The sequence below is a fragment of the Devosia salina genome (assembly GCF_019504385.1).
In the GTDB taxonomy this organism is placed as follows: domain Bacteria; phylum Pseudomonadota; class Alphaproteobacteria; order Rhizobiales; family Devosiaceae; genus Devosia; species Devosia salina.
In genome coordinates this window covers 2,242,951-2,262,612 of sequence record NZ_CP080590.1, presented here as the reverse complement: position 1 = coordinate 2,262,612, position 19,662 = coordinate 2,242,951, and the positions used below count along the sequence as shown (strand labels likewise).

The following is a 19,662-nucleotide window of genomic DNA, read 5'->3' as shown; positions in this document are numbered from 1 at the left end:
CCATGCAAACCGATTCGGCAATCGAACGGCCCATGCTGGCGTGTTCCGGCATCGACAAGAGCTTTGGCGCCTTCCGGGTGCTGAAGTCGGTCGATTTCACCGCGTCACCGGGCGAGGCCGTCGGCATTGTCGGTCCGAATGGTGCCGGCAAGACCACCTTATTCGGTGTCCTGGCGGGAGCTCATCCTCCCTCCGCCGGAACCGTGTGGTTTGCCGGCGCCGACCTGACCGGCACCAGCGCTGCGGCGCGGTGCCGGTCGGGCATAGCCCGCACCCACCAGGTGCCCAGGCCATTTCTCGGCCTCACCGTCTTCGAAAACGCGCTGGTGGCCGCCCAATATGGGGCCGGGCTCTCCGGCAGCGAGGCGGAAGCCTGCGCGGCCGAGGCGCTGGAGCGTTCGGCCTTGCTGCAGCATGCCAATCGGCCCGCTGTGGCTCTGGGCCTGCTCGACCGCAAGCGTCTCGAACTCGCTCGGGCGCTGGCAACACGTCCGCGCGTCCTGCTGCTCGACGAGATCGGCGGCGGGCTGACCGAAGCGGAACTGCTAGTGCTGATCGCGCTGATCAGCCAACTCAAGGCCGACGGCCTCACAGTCGTCTGGATCGAGCATATCCTGCATGCGCTTCTGAAGGTCATCGATCGCCTGGTCTGCATGAGCGCCGGCGAGATCATTGCCGAGGGGCGACCCGAGGCGGTCATGGCCGATGCGGAAGTGCGGCGGGCCTACCTGGGAGGAGGCGTGGAATGACCATGCTGGCTGTCGACAGTCTCGTGGCCGGTCACGGTCTCCTCGCCGCCGTCCGCGAGGTGAGCTTCCGGGTCGGTCCCGGCGAAGTGCTGGGCGTCATCGGTGCCAATGGCGCGGGCAAAACGACCCTTTTCCGCACGCTGGCCGGCGTGCATACGGCAAGCTCCGGCACGATCGCGCTGGATGGCAAGTGCGTCACCGGCCTCACCCCATCCCGCCGCGTCGCTGCCGGCATTGCCATGGTCCCCGAGGGCCGGCGGCTCTTCACCGACATGACCGTCCGGGAGAACCTCCTCGTGGCTGGAGAAAACGGCCGGGCAGGGAACTGGACCCTCGAAACGGTTCTCGATGCCCTGCCGTCGCTCAAACCGCTGCTGCCCGTGCTGACCGGTGGGCTCTCCGGAGGGCAAAGGCAGGCCGTGGCCATCGGCCGGGCACTGATGAGCAATCCCAAGGTGCTGCTGCTCGACGAGGTGTCGCTGGGCTTGTCGCCCGTGGCCATTGAGGGGCTTTACGAACAACTCGCCGGCCTCAAGGCCCGCGGCGACACGGCGATGATCGTGGTCGAACAGGATCTCGACCGGGCCATGGGTTTTTCCGATCGGGTCATCTGCATGCTCGAAGGCCGCATTGTGCTCGAGGGCGAACCGCAGGTGCTCGGCAAGCCAGCCATTACCGAGGCCTATTTCGGCCTGACGACGGGGGTGCTCACCCATGCTTGACGCTTTGATCCAGGGCTTTCTGCTCGGCGGCTACTACGCCATTCTGGCCGCAGGCCTGTCATTGATGTTTGGCGTGGTCCGCTTCATCAATCTCGCCCATGGCGACCTCGCCATCTTCGGCGCCTACCTCGTTCTCTTTGCCGTTGAAGTCCTCGGGCTCTCGCCCTGGCTTGCGGTGGTGGCAGCGGTGCCGGTCATGGCGCTGCTTGGCTGGGTCTTGCAGGCCACGCTCTTCGCCCGCACCATCAAGGGCGGCTTTCTCCTGCCGTTGCTGACCACGTTCGGCCTCGGCGCGGTCCTGCAAAACGGCATGTTCGGGCTTTTTGGTTCCGACACCAAGTCGCTTGGCAATCATATCGGCAACCTCTCCTGGGCCAGCTGGCAGTTGCCATTCGGCCTCAGCGTCGGGCAGTTGCCGGTGATCACCTTCATCGTCGCTGTCACCGTATTGGGCACGCTGCAACTGGTCCTGAGCTTCACCCGGCTCGGCCGCGCCATCCGCGCCACAGCCAGCGATCCGGAGGCGGCCGAGCTCTCGGGCATCGATGCACGGGCCGTGCATCGCGCCGCTGCCGCCATCGCCGTGGCCCTGGCCGGCCTCGCCGGTGCCTTCCTCGCCATGCGCGCGCTGATAAATCCCTATGCCGGCCCCACCCAGCTCATTTTCGCCTTCGAGGCCGTCGTCATCGGCGGAATCGGTTCACTCTGGGGCACGCTGGTCGGCGGCATTGTCCTGGGTGTCGCCCAGAGCTTCGGTGCCACCGTATCCGCCCAAGGCTTCCAGCTCGCCGGACATCTGGTGTTCCTGGCCGTGCTCGGTACGCGCCTCTACCTGGCGCATAGTCGCAATCTCGGCGGCTGGCGGGCCGTGTTCCGCCTGCCGTCGCCGCCAAGTTCCACTTCCCTGAAGCCAGTCGCCAGCGAGGCCCGGTCATGAACACGTTTATCATCGAGCGCTGGACGCAATCGGGCCGCCTCGCCGTCGGCGCCGCTGCCCTCGTTCTGCTTGTTCTCGCCCTTTTGCCGGTCCTGGCCAGCGGCCTCGTCATCGACAAACTGACGACGCTGTTCATCTACATTCTCGTGGCCGTCATGTGGAACCTGCTGGCCGGCTATGCCGGACTGGTCTCGGTGGGGCAGCAGGCCTTTTTCGGTGTCGGCGGCTACCTCGCCTTGCGCCTCGTCGATGCCGGCATGCCGCCATACCTGGCGCTGGTCGTGGGTGCCGCGGGTGCCGGCCTCGTCGCCATTCCCATCTCCACCTTTGCCCTGCGTCTCAAGGGTGGCGAATTCGCCATTGCCATGTGGGTGATCGCCGAAGTGCTGCGCATCGTGGTCATGTTCGACCCACTGGTGCAGGGCGAGACCGGCACCTCGCTTCTCGCCCTCAACGCCTTCGATCCCCAGATGCGGCGCAATCTCAATTATTGGCTGGGACTCGGCGCCCTGGCGCTGATGTTGGGCGCGACTTTCTGGCTGCTTCGCAGCAGGATCGGTGCGGCCGCCCAGGCGATCCGCGACGATGAGGATGCGGCCGCCTCGATCGGCATCGACGTGATGCGGATCAAGCAGATCATCTTCGTCCTCGCCGCCTTCGGCTGCGCCCTGGCCGGGACCGTCTGGCTGGCCAGCGCCATCACCTTCCTGCCGCGCACCAATTTCGGCGTGCAATGGACGGTCTTCATGCTCTTCATGGTCCTGGTGGGCGGTCTCAGGACGTTCGAAGGCCCGATCATCGGCGCGGTGATCTTCTTCCTGCTGCAGGAAGTTTTCGGCAATCTCGGCGTCTGGTACCTCGCCGGGCTGGGCCTCGTCGCGGTCGCCTTCGCCCTCTACCTGCCCGATGGGCTCTGGGGCTTCTGGCGCCGGCGGACCGGCATTGATGGGCTCTCGAGCGGCGTCGTGCTCAAGGCGCCAACCGGATCCTGAGGGGAACCCGCCAGCCCCGGCTCACTGGGTGATGCCCTGCCCGTGAAGGATGAGGGCAACGCCGATCGGGTGTCGACCCGCCTCCGGCAGCGTCACTTCCAGCGCGGTGTCGGTGCGGCGGAAGGGTACCGGCGTCTGGTCGCCGGGCAGGGTGACGCGCTGGATTTCCCCTGAGAGGGTCGGGTAGCTTCTGCCCAGCCTGGTCAGCCGGACGATGTTGTCCTCGGGCCATCCGAGGCCCAGCGCGTGTAGCCTTCCCTCGCGCGTGACATAGCGGATGTCCTGCGCCCCAAAGGGCGACTCCGGACCGCCCTCGGAAAACAGGCCCGCGCGCGTCCGCGTCGGCCCTTCCCCGAAGAGTTTCCACGGGCACGTGGCATAGATCGCCTCGCCGAACCGGATCCGCTCAGCCGTTGCTGGATCAACACGGCGTCAGTAACCCGGTGGCCATTGGAGCGCTCAACGGTGATGGAGTGCTGGGCTCCGATGGCTCCCCGCTGGAGGGAAACACCATTCACTTTGGCCAGCCCCTCTACACGAGCAACTATTCGCGTCCCCTCGTGGCCCGTCGAGATTTGATCGGCTTTAACTGAATTGGAGTCGGTCGCTGCCGCTCACGTGATGGATCGACATTGAATTCTTGCCGTGTTCCGGATGGCCCCCATGCAAAACTAGCAGTTCAAGCCTCCTGCCGCGTTGTCGTCCCCGGCTAATTGCAGCCGTTCCAGCTTCTCAAAGCAAGTTTCGCCTAGGAGGGCGTTGACCGTCACGAGAACCGCAGCCACAAGAAGAACCGCCAAAACAACGCGCCGCACGTTCCGGATTTTCAGCGCCATTCTGATCGCAGTAGCGACGGTGTGATTAGAAAGACTAAAGGTCCGGAAAGCTCGGCGTAGGGCTCACAACTCGCAATAGCATCCTGGGCGGCAGCGGCGGCTTGTTGTTCCCAAGAACTGGGTTGTGCGCTGTCAAAGCCGATGCTGGCAAACGTGGCTGTTCCGTCTTCGAGCATGACACGCGCGAGCATTTTATAGTGGCTGGGCTCACCCGTAGGCAGTTGCAGGCACGGCATGATTTTGCGGGCCAATTCCCTGCCGTCGTCGCAGGCTTGCTGGTTCACTACGCAAGCCTGTTTGACATACTCATCAATCGTCACCTGGGCATTGCTGACGCTCGGCATTGCGACCATGGTAGCCGCCATCACCGCCGCAATTATCCACTTCAGCATTTGCCCCTCACCAGTCCGTTTCCGTCGCCTGATATCAACATGTGAGTCAGGCGGACAGCAATAGCCCGCCAGGTTCAGTACGGGACGGCTCAGAGACAGCATGTTGCGCGCCGGAATGTCGCGCATGATAGAAGCCCGCAATGGGGCGGTTTGCGGACGGGCGGCTTTTGGATCGCAGTCAGCGAAATCGGCCGTTCCATTGACGGCCGGAGGTGCGCCTCACCTTGGGCTGCGCTCACGATCCCGATACGCCATACACCTGATAGCCCGACCAGGAGTTCTGGGCCATGTCGGCGAGAAACACGGCGAGGCTCAGGCGCGCCACGGACGAGCCATCGGCGGGCAGTGAACCGGGTTCCGCACGATATCGCCTTTCCTCGCCATTGGTGAGAAAGCCGCACCGCGCGACGATGACATCGAGATTTGCCGCCCGCAACTTGTGTTCCATGCGCGTGGCGCTCTGCACGACATTGCCCACGATGACCATCAAGAGCCTGTCGAGCAGCCGCCCGGACGGGAAGAGAAGCGCGCTGGAGGTGACCAGGATTTTCCTGATGCCCGTTTCCAATGCCGCTTCCACGATGGCATCCGCCGACCGGTAATAAATCGAGGTTGCCCTTTTTGTCGGGCGGCGTCCGCCAAGCGTGGAGATCACGGCATTCTGACCTTGGAACACTCCGGCAAGAAATCCCGGATCGCAAGGGTCGCCGATGGCAACGCTCAATCGGCCGTGGCGGATCGCCGGGCGTTTTGCATCGGAGCGGACGACCGCGGTTACGGTGGCACCCCTTTGGAGCGCCTCGCACACCACATGGCGCCCGGTGCGGCCGTTGGCACCTAAAACTACAAGTTTCATATCGTCGGGTCCTGTCTGCCTGCCTGTGCAACGCTCCTGTGCAGATACGTATCGATACGTTTTTCACTGGTAAATTAGCGAAACTCGTAGCCTCAGTATGCAGAAACAGCATATATTGCGTCATGTCGTTCGACTGGAACCTTGCAAAGACATTACTTGCGGTTGCCGACGAGGGCTCTCTCTCGGCGGCCGCCCGTTCGCTCGGCCAGACACAGCCCACGGTCAGCCGGCAGATCGCCGCTCTCGAACATGCCTTGGGGGTCACGTTGTTCGAGCGGACCGGACGGTCGGTCGCGCTCACGCAGGCCGGGGTGGAATTACTCGATCACGTGCGTTCGATGGCGAGCGGTGCCAACATGCTGTCGCTGGCCGCATCGGGGAAATCCCAATCGATCGAAGGCAAGGTGCTGATCACCGCGTCCGAGCTGATGTCAGCTTATATCCTGCCGCCGATCCTCAACGACCTCGTCCGGAAAGCGCCGTTACTGGAGATCGATGTCGTCGCCGACAACGTCGTCAGGGACCTCATGCGCCGCGAGGCCGATATTGCCATCCGGCATACCCGTTCCGATCAACCCAACCTGATCGCCAGAAGCGTTCGCGACCAGGTCATGCGCTTTTACGCCACCCCCGCCTACCTCGAGACGAGGGCAGAGCCGAGGGAAGACGATTTCGCCGGGCACCAGATCATCAGCTACATCGAAGCCGACCGGATGCTGGATTACCTGCTGCCGGTGGGGCTCAATCTCACACGGGCGAATTTTCGCCTGAGTTCGTCGTCCCAGGTCGTCGCTTTGCAGATGGCGCGCGCCGGACTGGGCATGATCATTCTGCCTGAGCAAATCGCGGTGCCAATTCCTGATCTCGTGCCCGTCCTGGGTACCCTCAACGCCTTCACGGTGCCGACCTGGCTCGTGGCGCACCGCGAACTGCGCACAAGCCGCCGCATCAGATTGGTGTTCGATCACCTTGCGGACAATCTGTCATAGCTCTGCGCCGGCGGCCCGCCAGGAACGCTGAAATGACCGCTCCTGGAATTCGCAGGTTTAACGGGAATGGCCACAATGGGGTCAGTTGCGGGCGCGCCGGATTTCAAGGCAAGCAGGAGCGCTATTCACGGGGCCCTGACGCCGCTAGGGTTTTCGCCATGACGCCTGCCGTGTCCGAAGTCGGCCATCCGGATCGGTGACGCGCAGAACGGAGCGCCAGTTCCAGCAGGCCCAGAGCCAGGCCGGCGTTCCGGCGCCCACCATGAACAGCGTGGTATTGGCGCTGCGGTTTTTCTTCGCCAATGCCCTCGGCCGACCTGATCTGGCGCGCAAGCTGGTGCGGGTGGCTGTGATCGGTAATCCTTGCCTGCACAGTTGGCGGAGATTCCTTAACCAAGTCAACTCGCACTTCCTTTACCTCGGCCACACCAGAGTGGGCTAGCACGTTGTATGGTAACTCTCCTTGACCAGCCTCAGTTTTCCCAACCGTCTCATTCTTCTTGTCTTCGGCTTATTGATCGTCCTCCTCTCGTTGGTCGGCGGCGTTGGGTGGTGGGCTGTCACCCGCATTGACGAGGGGGCTCAGGAGCGACAGGCACGCGCCCTCGTTAGAGGACTGGCAGAGATAGAGGCGAGGATACCGATAGAACAGGACAGCTCCGCCGTCTGGAACGACGCCGTGCTCAACCTGACCTCGGGAAATCAGGAGTGGATCGCCGACAATCTTGTCGACTGGATGAGCAGCTATTTCGGCCACAATCGCGTCTATGTGCTGGACCCGGCCGACAACCTGGTGCGGGCCGCTCACGAAGGATTGGTACAGCCCGCGCAGGCCTATGAACGCGACAAGCCCGTTGTCCAACCTTTGGTGGATGAGCTCCGGCGGCAGATCGCCAGCCTTGCGCCTTTGGGAACGGACTCCACCGATGCTATTGCAGGCTCTGGGATTCTTGAGCGTATGGTGCTTGGCGATGGCGCCGTGGGAATCGTCAGCGTACGCCCTGTGGTCCCGGACGACAGCGCCGAGCTAAGCCAATTGTCCGGCTCCGAATACATACACGTCTCAGTTCGGCTGATCGACCAGACCGTAAGTGCAGCAATCTCCGAGAACTACAATCTGGCAGGGCTGCGGTTCGATACGGACCTCGCCGCCGATCCGGCCAAAGCTTCGCTGCCGGTCCTGAGCAGTGGTGGTCAGGTTCTGGGCTATTTCAGCTGGGACCCATTTCGTCCTGCCACTCAACTGGTTTCAGATACCGCGCCGACCATTGCCTTGTCGGCAGTCTCAGTGTTCTTGGTTGTGATAGCTTTGTTACGGCGCCTGAGCCTTACCGCTGCACGACTGAGGGTTAGCCAAGCAGAGGCACACTTCCTGGCTTTTCACGATCCGCTGACGCGTGTCGCAAACCGGGCGTTGTTTGAAGAGCGCCTGCAGCGCGCAATCGTCAATAGCAGGCGCCTCCAGTCGCCACTTGCCCTGCACGCAATCGATTTGGACCGCTTCAAGGCCGTCAATGACGGCTTGGGTCATCCGGCGGGGGATGAACTCCTCCGGCAGGTGGCTGGACGCGTGGAAAAACTGGTGAGCGAAGTGGACACCGTCGCCAGGCTGGGAGGTGACGAGTTCTCAATCGTGCAGGTCGATATCCGTTCTGTCGAAGACGCTCTGCGCCTGGGCCGGGCCATCCTTTCGGCCCTGGAGCGCCCATTTGACCTCAACGGGCAAGAGGTGAGCATCTCCGGCAGCGTGGGCATCGTGTACTCGAGCGACGCCAAGCAGGACGCTGTCGATCTGGTCAGGCAGGCGGACGTTGCCCTATACGAAGCCAAGACGAGCGGGCGGGCCCGCTATGAGGTGTACGCTGGTGAGCTGGATCAAGCGGTGCAGCAGCGGCGTGCGCTGGAGCATGAGCTGCGCCACGCGCTAAACGCGAGCGAGGGGCTGGAGCTGGTTTATCAACCCATCTTCGAAGCCAGGAGTGGGGCACTGCTCGGCTGTGAGGCGCTTGTTCGCTGGAACCACCCAACCAAAGGTCGTATGCCGCCCGACGCTTTCATTAGCCTCGCCGAGGAACGTGGACTGATCAATCAACTTGGGCTATGGGTATTGCGGCGGGCGGCCGAATATGTTCGAGCCTCCGAGGTCCCCTGGGTGGCTGTCAACGTCTCACCGGTCCAGTTCCAGAACCAGGACTTCGCCGCAAGTGTATTAAATGTTCTCGATGAAGTGGGATTATCACCCCGGCGGCTGGAACTGGAGATTACCGAGGGCCTCCTGCTTCAAAACTCCGAGCATGTGCAGCAGACCCTGCGGCACCTACGCGCCAGCGGCATCCGTGTGGCATTGGACGACTTCGGCACCGGCTATTCTTCCATCAGCTATTTGCGCACCTATGGGGTGGACAAGCTTAAGATAGACAAGTCCTTCGTCTCTCAATTGGGGCGGGACGATGAGATCGACGGTATCGTCAAATCGATCATCGATCTCGCCAGGGCAATGCGGATGAAGGTGACTGCCGAGGGTGTAGAAACACAAGAACAGCGTGTCATGCTGGAGAATCTCGGGTGCGGAGAACTGCAGGGGTATTTGTTGTCCAGACCTTTGACTCCTGAACGTCTTATTGGATTGTGCATTCCGCAAGCATTGGGCAAGAAGGTTGGCTAGGTCCACCTTGTAACCCAGTCGGCCGGGCGTCTGGCTATAGCGAACCGCGCCAGTCCCTCCAATGAGATGGCATCAGTTGGTGCAGCTCTTGGCCGGTGAGGGAGTTTTTCCACCCGGCCGTGGTGCGACGACAGGGAAATGCGACTTTATGAGTGCCCTTCTCATCGATGACGGAAAGGTCGACGTCGCGATCATCCGGAGCAGATGCGATCTCCTGCCAATTGTCCCTGCTGCCATCCTGATCCTGGGGCACTAGACCTCGCGATCCCATCTCTTCCCTGCCTCCATGTATACTTTTGGTTCCGGCGTCCGCCGAAGCGCGGCATGTGGTGCAACCAGCCCAACATTGTTGCGTGCGTAGACTGACGCGTTTGCTCCTTGTCAGATTCGGCACACAATCACCCATCTCCGCCGCCGTCGCACCATAAGTAAGGTCCGGGCGTTGTGGCCCATGGTGGTGGATCAGCATCGCGGAGCAGGCGCCACCACCCGTCGCGACTGCGCATGAGTCTGAAGCTCGTCAACTAGTGGGTTACCATCATCGGTCAATTTGCAGGAGGCGTCAGAGGCCCCAACGCACTTTCGCCAGTTCACAACCGCCCGGCGTGTTTCTGACGATTGGTGCGGGGTAGTCCGGAAAGATTACTGGCTGAGGCTCAAGATTGTCGAGGCCGGATTGAATGCGCTGATGTCTCGCACTGTTGCTGCGATCGTGGAGCGGTTGCTGGTGTGGCCGTAGAGGTTGCACGTGAGAAGCGCTTTCCATCGGCAACTGGACCGAACAGTGCATGACAGCCTCGTTGCGTCACCCGTCAGTCTCTATCGCCGCCAAGTGGTCGAGGACAAGGGAACGTCACGTCTCCCTTTTCGTTCTTGAACTAGACGTGGAGGATGCAATGGCAGTACGTGCCGTATGGAGCGGAGTGATCAGGATTGCCGAGTTGGTGTGCCCTGTCAAAATGTATACGGCGGCCACCACTTCTGAACGTATCTCACTTCACATGATCAACCGGAAAACCGGACACCGCTTGAAGCGCATCTATGTCGACGAAAAGACTGAAAAGCCAGTCGACAAAGAAGACCAGATGAAGGGGTACGAGACCAGCCCCGGCCAATATGTAGAGCTGGAACCAGATGAAATCGCAGCTGCAGTCCCGGACAGCGACAAGGTACTAAAGGTCGGAAACTTCCTCACATGCAGCCAGATCGAAACCACGTTCTTTGATCGGCCATATTACCTGCTGCCGGCCCACGATGCCGCAGAGGAGAGCTTTACCCTGATCCGCGAGGCGTTGAGGAAGCAGAAGGCGGCAGCTATTGCCCACACGGTGCTGTTCCGCCGCCTGCGTCCGGTCCTCATCCGTGCTCACCGCAAGGGTCTGATCGCCACAACCCTGAACTTTGACTACGAGGTCAGGTCATCCAAACAAGCGTTCAAAAATATTGGAAATCACAAAATCGAAGCCGAAATGCTCGACCTCGCTAAGCACATCTTGTCGACGAAGGCGGGCAAATTTGACCCGGCAAAGTTCGATGATCGGTATGAGGAAGCTCTTGCCGAGCTCGTTCGCGCCAAGATTGAAGGGCGAAAAGTCGTACCGCTTAAGCGCCCCGAACCGACAAAATCCAATAATTTGCTTGAGGCGCTGCGCATGAGCGCTGGAGGGAACAAGGCGGCCGGCAAGAAAGCGCCGACAAAGAAGGCTAGCAACTCAAAACGTGAGGCCCCCCAAAAGAAAGCGAGTTAGCGTCGTGACCGCTTAGTCGTTTCTGGCTTGCCTTCGAGGCTTTTCTTCAGCGCAGCCATCAGGTCAATCACATTGCTCGAGGACTCTTCTTCATCCGCCGCAGGCTGTTTGGGCTTGGCCTTTTTGCTTGGCTTGGCTTTGGCCCTGATAATCTCCTTCAGGCGGTCCTGAACAGGATCCTTCACCATGGCGTCTGACCACGCCGTCGTGCGTTCTTCGATCAGCTGCTCCACCATCGAGAGCATCTTCTTGTCGACCTTTTCGTCGTCGACCTTTTCCCAATATTCGTCTTCGTCGCGGACTTCGTCACCGAAACGCAGCGTCCACAAAATGATGCCAGTGTCCCATGGCTGGAGCATCACTGCGCGCTCGCGATTGCCGAGGACCAGACGGGAAACGCCCACCACATTGCTCTGGGCCATTGCCTCGCGAATAACGGTGAAGGCCTCCTCTCCGACTTCGTCGGCAGGCACCACGAAATACGGGCTATCGAAGTAGACCCATTCGATCGTGTCCGTCTCTACGAATTCATCGATGTCGATAGTTCGGGCGCTCTCCAGTTGAACCGAATCCAGATCCTCTTCTTCCAGGATCACATAATCGTCTTCGCCCATTGCGTAGGCCTTTGCCTGATCATCATCATCGACAATCTTCTCGGAGCTGGAGTCGATGTAGCGCGTTCTGATGCGATCTCCGGTTTTCCGATTGAGAGTGTGGAAGCGAACTTTCCCGCCTTCTGAAGTTGCTGGGGATAGGGTCACCGCGCAGGTCACTAAGGAAAGCTTCAGGTAGCCCCTCCAATATGGTCTTACCGCCATTGCGTTCCTCCCTTCCAACCAGTCGAAAACGTTTCGTGGCGATTGTGGTTCCTCGGGCAGGAGCTCCTAGAGAACGAGGGTTTGAGACGTTTCGTGGCTCACCCTCGACCAGCTCATGCCCGAGACCTCACAGGGCATCGGCATCCACTGCAAACCGGCCCCAGCGACTTAGGCTGTTGCGCTCGCCGGAACCGACGACGGCCGATTTATCGAGCCCGATGGGTACATACCCTGGTCAGCGGAGACTGGGCATTGGCCCGGCCCCTTAAGCCGGTAACTCCTGTGTGCAGCAGGATTCGGTTTGGGCCCAAAGCGGTCTCAAACGCAGAGACCGGCCAGTAGTCGAAATGGGGTCGGAACCTGCCGATCGGTAACGCGCCGCTCGATTCACGAAAGAGGAGCGTCCGGAGCAGGGTGGTTCTGAGATGGTGGAGGCCACTGAAGGCGACCTGGCAACCGACACGGACGAAGTGGGTGGCCAGGCGATGGGCACTGTGCCGGAGGCGGCGGACAACCTCCTCGAGCGGCGAGATACCAAAAAGTGGGTTACCCATGGGGTCCGGCGACTCCCGGTCTGTAATCCGTGATCAATTAAATTCAATACTGTTCATTGGGCTGGTTTCTCCCGGATAGTTCGCCTCAGCCAAGTTATCGGGTTAAGACTGTTCAAGAGAGCAGCGCAGCACAACTGTCAGAGAGGGCGGGGGCGTTTGTTGTTTTCCCGACCATGCGCCGGGACGTGATGCCATCCGCCTACCACAGGTGCATGGTATATAGATCGATCTGAGTGCAGTCGTCAGCGATCGATTGACACCGCGCCCATTCAGTACGCCGTGCGTCTCGACGCCTTCTCCCGCCTTCGGAGTGCCCGCGGGGTGCGGCAAGCTCTCAACGAGGATGTCGTGAAAACCAATACCAGGCAGCTCACATTCGACGACATGGACGCCGCGGCAAAGGTGCTTCGACGTTCCTTTGATGACCGTCTGCCGTCATTGGCGGGCCTGCATACCCCGGAGGAAGACCTGGAATACTTCCGAACCCACCTTTTCCGCGAAAGCGAAATGTGGGGGGCGTTCACTGGTCAGCTGGTCGGGTTTATCGCCTTTGCCGGAGAATGGATCGAGCAATTGTATATCCTTCCCGAATGGCAGGGCATGGGAATTGGGAAGGTCCTGCTCGAGATTGCGAAGGTGAAATCTCGATCGCTCAGGCTTTGGACATTTCAGCAGAACGCGCCTGCCAGGCAATTCTATGAACGGCACGGCTTTGTGCCAATCGAAGCGACAGACGGCCTTGGCAATGAGGCCAAGGCGCCAGATGTGCTCTATCAGTGGATCAGACCTTAAACGCTCGGCGATAAGCAACGTGCGCTGACGTGCCGAGAAGGCGTCTCATGGACGCCCTTTCGTTCTTACAGCAATCCCAACAACATCCGGACTTGCTCGACCACCACATCAGGATGGTCCAACTGCACATAGTGGCCGGCATCTTCCGCCACGATCTGCCGGCTGACGCCCGACAGCCCCGCAAGGTCGCCCTCCAGATCGCCCCATGCCTGTTCGAGTGCATTCAGATCGGCGGGCGTTGCACCCGGCGGCCCATCAACGCGGCCGCGGCTGACAACTGTAAGTGGCAGGTCACCAAGATGACAGGGCAGCTGCGCCATTGCTGCGAGATTGGCTGGCAGCATACGCGTCTCCTCGGCCGCCACCGCGAAGTAGCCCCTCGTGGCGAGCACCGCGGTGTAGTCCGCATGCGCGTCCTCCGGGATCGCAGCCTTCGTCTTCGGCCTCGCCGTGCAGTCGGCGGCCTGGCTGTTCCGTGACCAGTGGGACGCGCTGTTCACCGATGATCCGGAGGTGATGGCGATCGTGGCCCGCATCCTGCCGCTGATGACTGCGGCCTATTGCCTGACGGGGCCGCAGGTGATGCTGGTTAACTACTTCCAGGCGATCAGCGATGCCAGGCGAACGGCCCTGCTGGGACTGGGACGGACCTATCTGCTGCTCCTTCCGTCAACGGCGCTGCTGCCTATGGTGCTGGGAGAGACGGGAATCTGGCTAGCGCGACCCTGCCAACTGAGGCAAAGAGCTTTGGGCCACCGGCGAATGTACCGAGCCAGCTCTTTGACGGCCGCGGCAACGTAAACCAGACGGGCTCTTACCTCACCTTTAGAACATTGCCGCACCTAGCCGCGCCAATAGAGCGACTAGCTCCGCCTGTCTACCACAACCAGTCTTGTCCATGATCGCGGCGACCTGGTTGCGAACGGTATTCCGGCTCTTTCCGGAGATCGTGGCGATCCTGTCGATTTTGTTTCCGTTGGAAAGCCTATAGGCCACTTCTGCTTCCGCCGGCGTCAGGTCGAAAAGTACTTGGAGCAAGGCCGGATTTCCCTCCTTGGTCACCGCTGCGGTAAACACCAGGATCGCTGCCGACCCAGAAAATATGTCCTGCGCCGACCGTCGCACCGGTACGACGTGAAGCACGTGTCGAACAGTGCCAGTTGCGCCCCGCAAGGGGATAGAGCGAACGCCCGCGGAGCCACTGATATGCCCCAGTGTTGCGTACAGCTGTTCGTGCGCCGTCTTATCAAAAAGCACGAACCGCTCCCCCCCAGCGGTCGTCCATAGCTCGTTGACGTGATCGAGCGCCTGGTTGCAGAGCAGCATCCTTCCTGCCCCAGAAATCGCTGCAGCAGCATAGCCCATGTGATTGAGCGTATCGACAGCCGTGCGTACGCGTTCGAAACCGAGTCGGGAGGCAATCGTCGCGGAGCGGACCAGATGCGGCCGTAGGGCATTCAGTCTTTCCACTACCTCATAGTCAGCGTGTCCCGCACTGCGGTCGCGTTCAAAGCTGAGGCACAACAGATCGCCCTGCGGCAACTGCGCAAGGGTTCCGCACGAGTACCCGACCCCGCGGGGAAAAAAGAACTCCCGATGCAACACGTCATCCATCAGGTCGCCATCGTCGTCGTAGTAATCCCGTTCGGTAAGGAACCGTGGCTGTAGATGCAGACCTTTTCTCATGCCGTTAGACATCCGCGTGTTCCGAGCCGCCCAACCCCCGTCGACGAACTCCTGCATAATGCTATGAACACTTTCAGAGGCGGTCCAACGCGCCGCGACGTCGTCAACGGAAAACAGCACGCCACCGCGCGCTTCTCCATATTCAGCAAGTCGCGACAAAGCGGTCGGCCAAAGTTCGGGCACAAGAGCTGCCTCATAGGCCAGGTCCTCAAGCCGATCGAAGTCATCTACCGACATCTCATCTCCTCATGACACGTGGTATAATCGGACTATTGCGATGGTCATCTTTCCGGAAAATAGTCTTCTATCCAAGAGGATTGAAATGAGGCATCCGAGTGATCAAGTCGCTTCACATCCACCGCAAAGGCACGCCGGCCAGCGTTCTGGCTGCTCTGATTCTGGTGTTGGCCGCTGATGCTGCTGTCGGGCGAGACGACGTTCTGGCGCAGGCGCAGTGGCACCTGTCAGTCCTCGGTTATGATCCGGGCCCGCTGGATGGCTCGTGGGGCAACAAGACCGCGACGGCGTTCGCCGGGTTCTACAAGGACAGTGGCAAGGAATTCGACGGTCAGTTCTCTCAAAACGAGGTCGACGACCTCTATGGTTCGCTCTCAGATCTGCGCTTCAACAGCGCTCCGCTCGAGCCCCTGCTAGATGCTACGACTAGCCAGACGAGTGAAAAGCCCGAATATGATTTCGTACCGCCGTCGGATCTGACCAAATCCATACCGATTGTCGACACAGTTCAACCTTTCCACCACTTTGCCGAACGGATACGGGCCGCGTCAGGTCTCAAGCGGATCAACTCCTGCAACTGGGTGGCGAATGAGCCCATCCCCCCGCCAGGGGGGCGCCTGGTTACCTATGCCTCATTTGCCGAGTTCGAAAGCGCCAGCCGCACGCCTCATCCCGGCAATCGCTGGCTCGAGGACGTCGGACATCGCTTCGCCCGCGCAAGCGCGCACTTGGCGGCCACTGACAACTGGCGATTTGCCGAAATGCTTGCAGCCGCGTTCGTCGACCATGCCGAAGCGGGTACAGGACTCTCCAGCGCAAACCTGCTGGATCGGGACGGCAACGTCATTGTGACGTCTGACTTCGGCAATGCACTACGCGTCGCAACTTCGTTGATGCTCAGCTATGCCTTGGTCGAACCGCAGCTGCCGTTGTCAGACGAAGACAGATCCGCGGTTGAACAATGGCTAAACCGTCTGCACGAAAACTACGCTGATAGCTTCTTCCTGCTGCAGCCCGGAACCAGGCATGACATACGGTCGGTCGACATCGTGGGCCGCGCATTCATGGCCAGGGGACTTCTGAACCGCGATGCTGACGACTTCAATTTCGGGGCAAGGCTGGTTGCCACGGCCATTTCCTTCACCCGACCCGACGGTTCCAACCGGTTCGGCGCTTCGCGGGGCAATCGCGCACTCTGGTACCAGGGGACGGCCATGACGACGGCCCTTGAAAGTCTGGTCTTATTGGAGAGCCAAGACCTTGACGTGCGCAATTCGATTTTGCCGACGATCGACCGCATGGCCATGTTCCTGGACCAAGCCTGGGCCGACAACTCCTTACTCGAGCCGTATGCCCGCGAGAACGTGTCCGTTACCCCCGGATCCGACTATCGAAAACAGGACAAGTTCACCACCCCGGAGGGTCTCGACCTGTATTTTGCTCTCCGGCCTGACGCTGCACTTGGAAAGTTGCTTCAAGTGCGAGATGACTATCCTCACTCGACCCTCTATACTGAAGTCTTCAACGGCACCTGTCTCGGACTTGGATTTCCAGATGGCTCCGGCGATGCCGCCCGTCAGCTGGCGAGCCTGACCGGCGGCGAACTCGGTTTGCTCCCGGCGGACGCAAATGAAACCTACTCAAGCTTCAGGGCGACCATCGCCGGTGCCGAGTTGGACGGCGAATTGCTGCAGCCGTTGAATTTTCTGGTGTTGACGGACTATTCCGACCCCGAGAAGACCGCCGAGAGCATCGCTTTGGTTCGGATGCAGGCGAGAAACCAGGAACTGTCTTCGGCAACCGTCAGTGCGGATTATTCCGAGTGCGGAAACATCACCAGTAACCCTTTCGGGAAGTTTCTGCATTTTGGCCCAGACTCTCTGAGAAATGATTGCGTCCTAGACCGCATGACAGACGCCGAGGCCGAGATATGGGGAGCGGCGTGGAAGGCATTCCCCACCCTCGTGCTTGAAGCGGCGTTAGGCGGAGACCCATCCGCGGTGACCCTGCACCACCTCCTTCAAGAGTTGGGAGCAATTGAGCCTGTCGATCTTCCTGAACCGGCGGCTACTGCCTCGACTGCTCCTTCCATCAAGTTTGAGTCCGGCCGGTTGACGATTACCGGCAAGGAAGATGGGGATGCTTTCACGGGTTACAACATGATGGTCTATGGTGCGAAACTGGCTGGCAAGTCTGCGCCTGCTATCCGATTCGAGATTTTCGCGGATTTTGGAGCCGAGAGCCGTCTTAAAGTCGCCGAAAACCTTGAACTTCTAAGGATTGCGGTCGATCGGTCCGTCCTCACGGACCCGCAGTCTCGAAATGCCGACTATGCGATTTGTGGGGAACTTGCTTCCGCGGAGTGGGGCTTCAAATTGCACTATGGCCCATCAGAGGAAGCATATGACTGCGTTTGGAAGCGCATGGCTCCCCAAGAGGCAGATCTGTGGCGCGCCGCTTGGGCCACATTGCCCGATTTAGTGGCACAGGCCGCAGCTCAAGGGGATCAGCGTGCTGAAGAGCTGGCAAAACTGTTCACTGCAGCAAGAGCTCAAGAATAGGCAATTCGGCACTGCTATTTAAGTAGCGGGATTGGACATACTACGTCATCAGGTAGTGACCGGCTGGTGCCCAATCGAGCGCCGGCAAGTTAGTGTAGACATGTATCGTGTACAGTGACGCCGGTCCGCCGGCCGATCTGTTGGGGCGGCCGGTGAAGGCCGCGCCGGCGACAACCCGTCCGGCACCGGTGATCTTCCTTCAGCATGCACAGCCCTTGCCGAGAACTGCCAGTGGTGGCGGAAAGACAATATCCGCTTCCAGGGAATCACAATGGCAGGCTGAACGGCCGACATGGGCGCCGTACCGGCAATGCTCGACAGCTACCTAGCTACGCCGCCTTTTCTGCTGCGATTTGGCCCGTATGCGAAGGGCGCGGCCTTCGGGTTGATCGAGTTCGAACGCTTCGGTTCGACGTACCAAGTCGCTAAGCTTCCGGAAGCCGTAAGTGCGTGGGTCAAAGTCAGGAGCCAAATTGGCAAGTTGATTGCCGACCGCGCCAAGCGGTATCCAGCCGTCTTCAGTGTCCATTTGCTCCAGGACCCGCAAAAGAATCGGCACGGCATCCGCAGGCGGTTGAAGTGGAGCAGCCTTAGCTCCCGCGTCCTCCACGTTTGCTGCGGCCTCTGGCAAAAGGTTCTCGGTGTAGACGAAGCGGCGACAGGCTTGTCGGAAACTTTCCGGCGTTTTCTGCTCGCCGAACCCAAAGACATCAATACCCTGCTCTCGAATTCGAGCGGCTAATCGTGTGAAGTCACTGTCGGATGACACGAGGCAAAATCCATCAAACCTCCCGCTGTGCAGGAGGTCCATAGCGTCGATCACCAGCGTGATGTCGGAAGCGTTCTTACCCGTTGTGTAGGCGAACTGCTGCTGTGGAATGATTGCGTGCTTCGCCAACACATCAGCCCAAGCCTTCGACCGCGAACTAGAAAAGTCCCCATAGATTCGGCGGACACTGGCCTCGCCGATCTTGGCTATTTCTTCGAACAGGCCATCGGCAATTCGAGCAGAGGCATTGTCGGCATCGATCAGGACGGCGAGACGAGGGGAACGAATGTCAGGCATGAGCATATCCGTAAGCGACCGTTCAATATGACAGGGCTCGGGGTCAAGCGGTCAAGGGCTGATAGAGTGGTCGACCTGCGTCTGCTTCTGGGTAGGTCACCCCGCCGGCTTCAATGACTGAAATGGGCGCGTTGTCGGTCGGCAGGTCCGACCCATCGCGGCCATTCACCGCTTTCGATTTGCCGAAAGCTGAAGGTTCGCTCGATGTCAAAAAATGGGGGTAGGAACCGGACCGGCAGCTCCGCACGGCTTCCCCCGATTGCAGCGTCAACGTCGGCAATTCCGTGCGTCTTCGACGGGACCACAAACGACCTCGCCAGGAAGTTAACACAAGAAACGACCTTGCAACTATATAGGACTCCTATATGAAGGGTGCATGGAAACGCCAACTGTACCCAAATCGCTGCCCCTGCGCATTCATGAAGGCCTGGAACGGGTCGCAACAGCGCTTCGTGCCGATGACTGGGTCAGCGCGCGCGCTGCCGGCGTAAACCCAACCCAGTTCGCCATCATGGCCGTTCTTGAAGGGCGCGCCATGGGCATGAGCGTTCGGGACATTGCCCTGCAGCTTGGTGTCTCCCAGCCTTCGGCCACCGACTCCATCGCGGCACTGGAGCGCAAGGGCTACCTGATCAGGTCCCCCGCGCCCCAAGACCGGCGCTCCGTTCGCATCATGTTGACAGACCATGGCCAGGCTTCTCTGACTGCCGCCCATGCAACGCGCAGTGTTGCCGAACGGGCGGCCCGCTCTTTGGATGCGCGGCAGCAGGAGGATCTGCTTGTCTCGCTCGTCACCATGATCCGGCACCTGCAGGAGACCGGCGTCATCCCTGTTCAGCGCATGTGCGTCAGCTGTCGCTATTTCCGGCCGTACGCTCATGCGGATGCGGCGCAACCGCATCACTGCTCTTTCGTGGACGCAGCCTTTGGCCAGCATGAATTGCGGGTCGATTGCCGCGAACACGAAACTGCTGATCCTTCGTACCGGGCTGCCACCTGGGCCGAGTTCCAAAAGGATCAGCCTCTCAACCCTCCAGGTCTCTGAAGAAAAGGAAATCTCAC

General features: G+C 60.3%; 19 protein-coding genes. 11 read left to right on the top strand and 8 right to left on the bottom strand.

All coding sequences use genetic code 11. The features are described from left to right. Positions 1 to 2 precede the first annotated feature (2 nt). From K1X15_RS10950 to K1X15_RS10935, 4 genes are read left to right on the top strand one after another with little or no spacing between them, the layout of a single operon-like run. Entirely contained in the window at positions 3 to 749 is a 747-nt protein-coding gene (locus tag K1X15_RS10950; RefSeq protein WP_220303643.1) for an ABC transporter ATP-binding protein, read from the top strand. Beyond that, positions 746 to 1,471 carry an ABC transporter ATP-binding protein gene (locus K1X15_RS10945; RefSeq protein WP_220303642.1) on the top strand — a complete coding sequence of 242 codons (726 nt, stop codon included), beginning with the start codon at positions 746 to 748 and terminating at the stop codon, positions 1,469 to 1,471. The genes K1X15_RS10950 and K1X15_RS10945 overlap by 4 nt, the downstream gene beginning before the upstream one ends. Next, complete coding sequence (locus K1X15_RS10940) at positions 1,464 to 2,408, top strand: branched-chain amino acid ABC transporter permease (RefSeq protein WP_220303641.1); 945 nt, start codon at positions 1,464 to 1,466, stop codon at positions 2,406 to 2,408. The genes K1X15_RS10945 and K1X15_RS10940 overlap by 8 nt, the downstream gene beginning before the upstream one ends. Continuing rightward, complete coding sequence (locus tag K1X15_RS10935) at positions 2,405 to 3,400, top strand: branched-chain amino acid ABC transporter permease (RefSeq protein WP_220303640.1); 996 nt, start codon at positions 2,405 to 2,407, stop codon at positions 3,398 to 3,400. The genes K1X15_RS10940 and K1X15_RS10935 overlap by 4 nt, the downstream gene beginning before the upstream one ends. A 21-nt stretch (positions 3,401 to 3,421) precedes the next feature. Here K1X15_RS10935 and K1X15_RS21625 read toward each other — a convergent pair whose 3' ends face one another. From K1X15_RS21625 to K1X15_RS10920, 3 genes are all read right to left on the bottom strand, one after another. Next, positions 3,422 to 3,679, bottom strand: coding sequence for an alpha-L-fucosidase C-terminal domain-containing protein (locus K1X15_RS21625; RefSeq protein WP_420828377.1), 258 nt, complete (start codon positions 3,677 to 3,679; stop codon positions 3,422 to 3,424). Between the two features lie 547 nt (positions 3,680 to 4,226). Next, complete coding sequence (locus K1X15_RS10925; protein ID WP_220303639.1) at positions 4,227 to 4,754, bottom strand: hypothetical protein; 528 nt, start codon at positions 4,752 to 4,754, stop codon at positions 4,227 to 4,229. A gap of 109 nt (positions 4,755 to 4,863) precedes the next feature. Then, on the bottom strand, positions 4,864 to 5,484 hold the full coding sequence (locus tag K1X15_RS10920; RefSeq protein ID WP_220303638.1) for an NAD(P)-dependent oxidoreductase: 621 nt from the start codon (positions 5,482 to 5,484) through the stop codon (positions 4,864 to 4,866). A 122-nt stretch (positions 5,485 to 5,606) separates the two neighbouring features. On the opposite strand from K1X15_RS10920, the gene K1X15_RS10915 reads away from it, so the two are divergent. Further along, complete coding sequence (locus K1X15_RS10915) at positions 5,607 to 6,473, top strand: LysR family transcriptional regulator (RefSeq protein ID WP_220303637.1); 867 nt, start codon at positions 5,607 to 5,609, stop codon at positions 6,471 to 6,473. A gap of 144 nt (positions 6,474 to 6,617) precedes the next feature. Here the strand turns inward: K1X15_RS10915 and K1X15_RS10910 are convergent, their stop codons facing one another. Further along, complete coding sequence (locus tag K1X15_RS10910; protein ID WP_220303636.1) at positions 6,618 to 6,776, bottom strand: hypothetical protein; 159 nt, start codon at positions 6,774 to 6,776, stop codon at positions 6,618 to 6,620. A gap of 160 nt (positions 6,777 to 6,936) precedes the next feature. Between K1X15_RS10910 and K1X15_RS10905 the strand changes: the two genes are divergently transcribed. Both K1X15_RS10905 and ku (K1X15_RS10900) read left to right on the top strand, forming a co-directional pair. Further along, positions 6,937 to 9,138: a bifunctional diguanylate cyclase/phosphodiesterase gene (locus tag K1X15_RS10905; RefSeq protein ID WP_220303635.1), complete on the top strand. Its 2,202-nt coding sequence runs from the start codon at positions 6,937 to 6,939 to the stop codon at positions 9,136 to 9,138. A gap of 896 nt (positions 9,139 to 10,034) precedes the next feature. Next, a complete protein-coding gene (ku, locus tag K1X15_RS10900) occupies positions 10,035 to 10,886 on the top strand; it encodes a non-homologous end joining protein Ku (RefSeq protein ID WP_220303634.1) in 852 nt (283 codons plus the stop codon). On the opposite strand, the gene ku (K1X15_RS10895) is transcribed toward ku (K1X15_RS10900), so the two are convergent. After that, positions 10,883 to 11,704 carry a non-homologous end joining protein Ku gene (gene ku, locus K1X15_RS10895; RefSeq protein ID WP_220303633.1) on the bottom strand — a complete coding sequence of 274 codons (822 nt, stop codon included), beginning with the start codon at positions 11,702 to 11,704 and terminating at the stop codon, positions 10,883 to 10,885. The genes ku (K1X15_RS10900) and ku (K1X15_RS10895) overlap by 4 nt on opposite strands. A 938-nt stretch (positions 11,705 to 12,642) precedes the next feature. Between ku (K1X15_RS10895) and K1X15_RS10890 the strand changes: the two genes are divergently transcribed. Further along, positions 12,643 to 13,050 (top strand): GNAT family N-acetyltransferase, encoded by a 408-nt coding sequence (locus K1X15_RS10890; RefSeq protein ID WP_220307510.1) that lies wholly within the window; start codon positions 12,643 to 12,645, stop codon positions 13,048 to 13,050. A 65-nt stretch (positions 13,051 to 13,115) separates the two neighbouring features. Here the strand turns inward: K1X15_RS10890 and K1X15_RS10885 are convergent, their stop codons facing one another. Then, the gene (locus tag K1X15_RS10885) at positions 13,116 to 13,394 is read right to left on the bottom strand and encodes a hypothetical protein (protein ID WP_220303632.1); all 279 of its coding nucleotides are present in this window, start codon (positions 13,392 to 13,394) and stop codon (positions 13,116 to 13,118) included. Between the two features lie 79 nt (positions 13,395 to 13,473). Between K1X15_RS10885 and K1X15_RS10880 the strand changes: the two genes are divergently transcribed. After that, positions 13,474 to 13,851 carry an MATE family efflux transporter gene (locus tag K1X15_RS10880; protein WP_276315324.1) on the top strand — a complete coding sequence of 126 codons (378 nt, stop codon included), beginning with the start codon at positions 13,474 to 13,476 and terminating at the stop codon, positions 13,849 to 13,851. Positions 13,852 to 13,875: 24 nt separating this feature from the next. Here the strand turns inward: K1X15_RS10880 and K1X15_RS10875 are convergent, their stop codons facing one another. After that, positions 13,876 to 14,973, bottom strand: a complete 1,098-nt coding sequence (locus tag K1X15_RS10875; protein WP_220303630.1) for a helix-turn-helix transcriptional regulator — start codon at positions 14,971 to 14,973, stop codon at positions 13,876 to 13,878. A gap of 98 nt (positions 14,974 to 15,071) precedes the next feature. Between K1X15_RS10875 and K1X15_RS10870 the strand changes: the two genes are divergently transcribed. After that, the gene (locus K1X15_RS10870; protein ID WP_220303629.1) at positions 15,072 to 17,534 is read left to right on the top strand and encodes a hypothetical protein; all 2,463 of its coding nucleotides are present in this window, start codon (positions 15,072 to 15,074) and stop codon (positions 17,532 to 17,534) included. Between the two features lie 325 nt (positions 17,535 to 17,859). Here K1X15_RS10870 and K1X15_RS10865 read toward each other — a convergent pair whose 3' ends face one another. Beyond that, positions 17,860 to 18,600 carry an NYN domain-containing protein gene (locus tag K1X15_RS10865; protein WP_220303628.1) on the bottom strand — a complete coding sequence of 247 codons (741 nt, stop codon included), beginning with the start codon at positions 18,598 to 18,600 and terminating at the stop codon, positions 17,860 to 17,862. A 376-nt stretch (positions 18,601 to 18,976) separates the two neighbouring features. Between K1X15_RS10865 and K1X15_RS10860 the strand changes: the two genes are divergently transcribed. Next, complete coding sequence (locus tag K1X15_RS10860) at positions 18,977 to 19,645, top strand: MarR family winged helix-turn-helix transcriptional regulator (RefSeq protein ID WP_220303627.1); 669 nt, start codon at positions 18,977 to 18,979, stop codon at positions 19,643 to 19,645. Positions 19,646 to 19,662: the final 17 nt, after the last annotated feature.

What these genes read in the sequence shown, in the direction of transcription:
- K1X15_RS10860 (WP_220303627.1), top strand. Translation starts at nt 18,977, where the DNA reads ATGGAAACGCCAACTGTACCCAAATCGCTGCCCCTGCGCATTCATGAA.
- K1X15_RS10920 (WP_220303638.1), bottom strand. Translation starts at nt 5,484, where the DNA reads ATGAAACTTGTAGTTTTAGGTGCCAACGGCCGCACCGGGCGCCATGTG.
- K1X15_RS10915 (WP_220303637.1), top strand. Translation starts at nt 5,607, where the DNA reads ATGTCGTTCGACTGGAACCTTGCAAAGACATTACTTGCGGTTGCCGAC.
- K1X15_RS10865 (WP_220303628.1), bottom strand. Translation starts at nt 18,600, where the DNA reads ATGCCTGACATTCGTTCCCCTCGTCTCGCCGTCCTGATCGATGCCGAC.
- K1X15_RS10950 (WP_220303643.1), top strand. Translation starts at nt 3, where the DNA reads ATGCAAACCGATTCGGCAATCGAACGGCCCATGCTGGCGTGTTCCGGC.
- ku (WP_220303633.1), bottom strand. Translation starts at nt 11,704, where the DNA reads ATGGCGGTAAGACCATATTGGAGGGGCTACCTGAAGCTTTCCTTAGTG.
- K1X15_RS10935 (WP_220303640.1), top strand. Translation starts at nt 2,405, where the DNA reads ATGAACACGTTTATCATCGAGCGCTGGACGCAATCGGGCCGCCTCGCC.
- K1X15_RS10890 (WP_220307510.1), top strand. Translation starts at nt 12,643, where the DNA reads ATGGACGCCGCGGCAAAGGTGCTTCGACGTTCCTTTGATGACCGTCTG.
- K1X15_RS10940 (WP_220303641.1), top strand. Translation starts at nt 1,464, where the DNA reads ATGCTTGACGCTTTGATCCAGGGCTTTCTGCTCGGCGGCTACTACGCC.
- K1X15_RS10925 (WP_220303639.1), bottom strand. Translation starts at nt 4,754, where the DNA reads ATGCGCGACATTCCGGCGCGCAACATGCTGTCTCTGAGCCGTCCCGTA.
- K1X15_RS10875 (WP_220303630.1), bottom strand. Translation starts at nt 14,973, where the DNA reads ATGTCGGTAGATGACTTCGATCGGCTTGAGGACCTGGCCTATGAGGCA.
- K1X15_RS10945 (WP_220303642.1), top strand. Translation starts at nt 746, where the DNA reads ATGACCATGCTGGCTGTCGACAGTCTCGTGGCCGGTCACGGTCTCCTC.
- K1X15_RS10885 (WP_220303632.1), bottom strand. Translation starts at nt 13,394, where the DNA reads ATGCTGCCAGCCAATCTCGCAGCAATGGCGCAGCTGCCCTGTCATCTT.
- ku (WP_220303634.1), top strand. Translation starts at nt 10,035, where the DNA reads ATGGCAGTACGTGCCGTATGGAGCGGAGTGATCAGGATTGCCGAGTTG.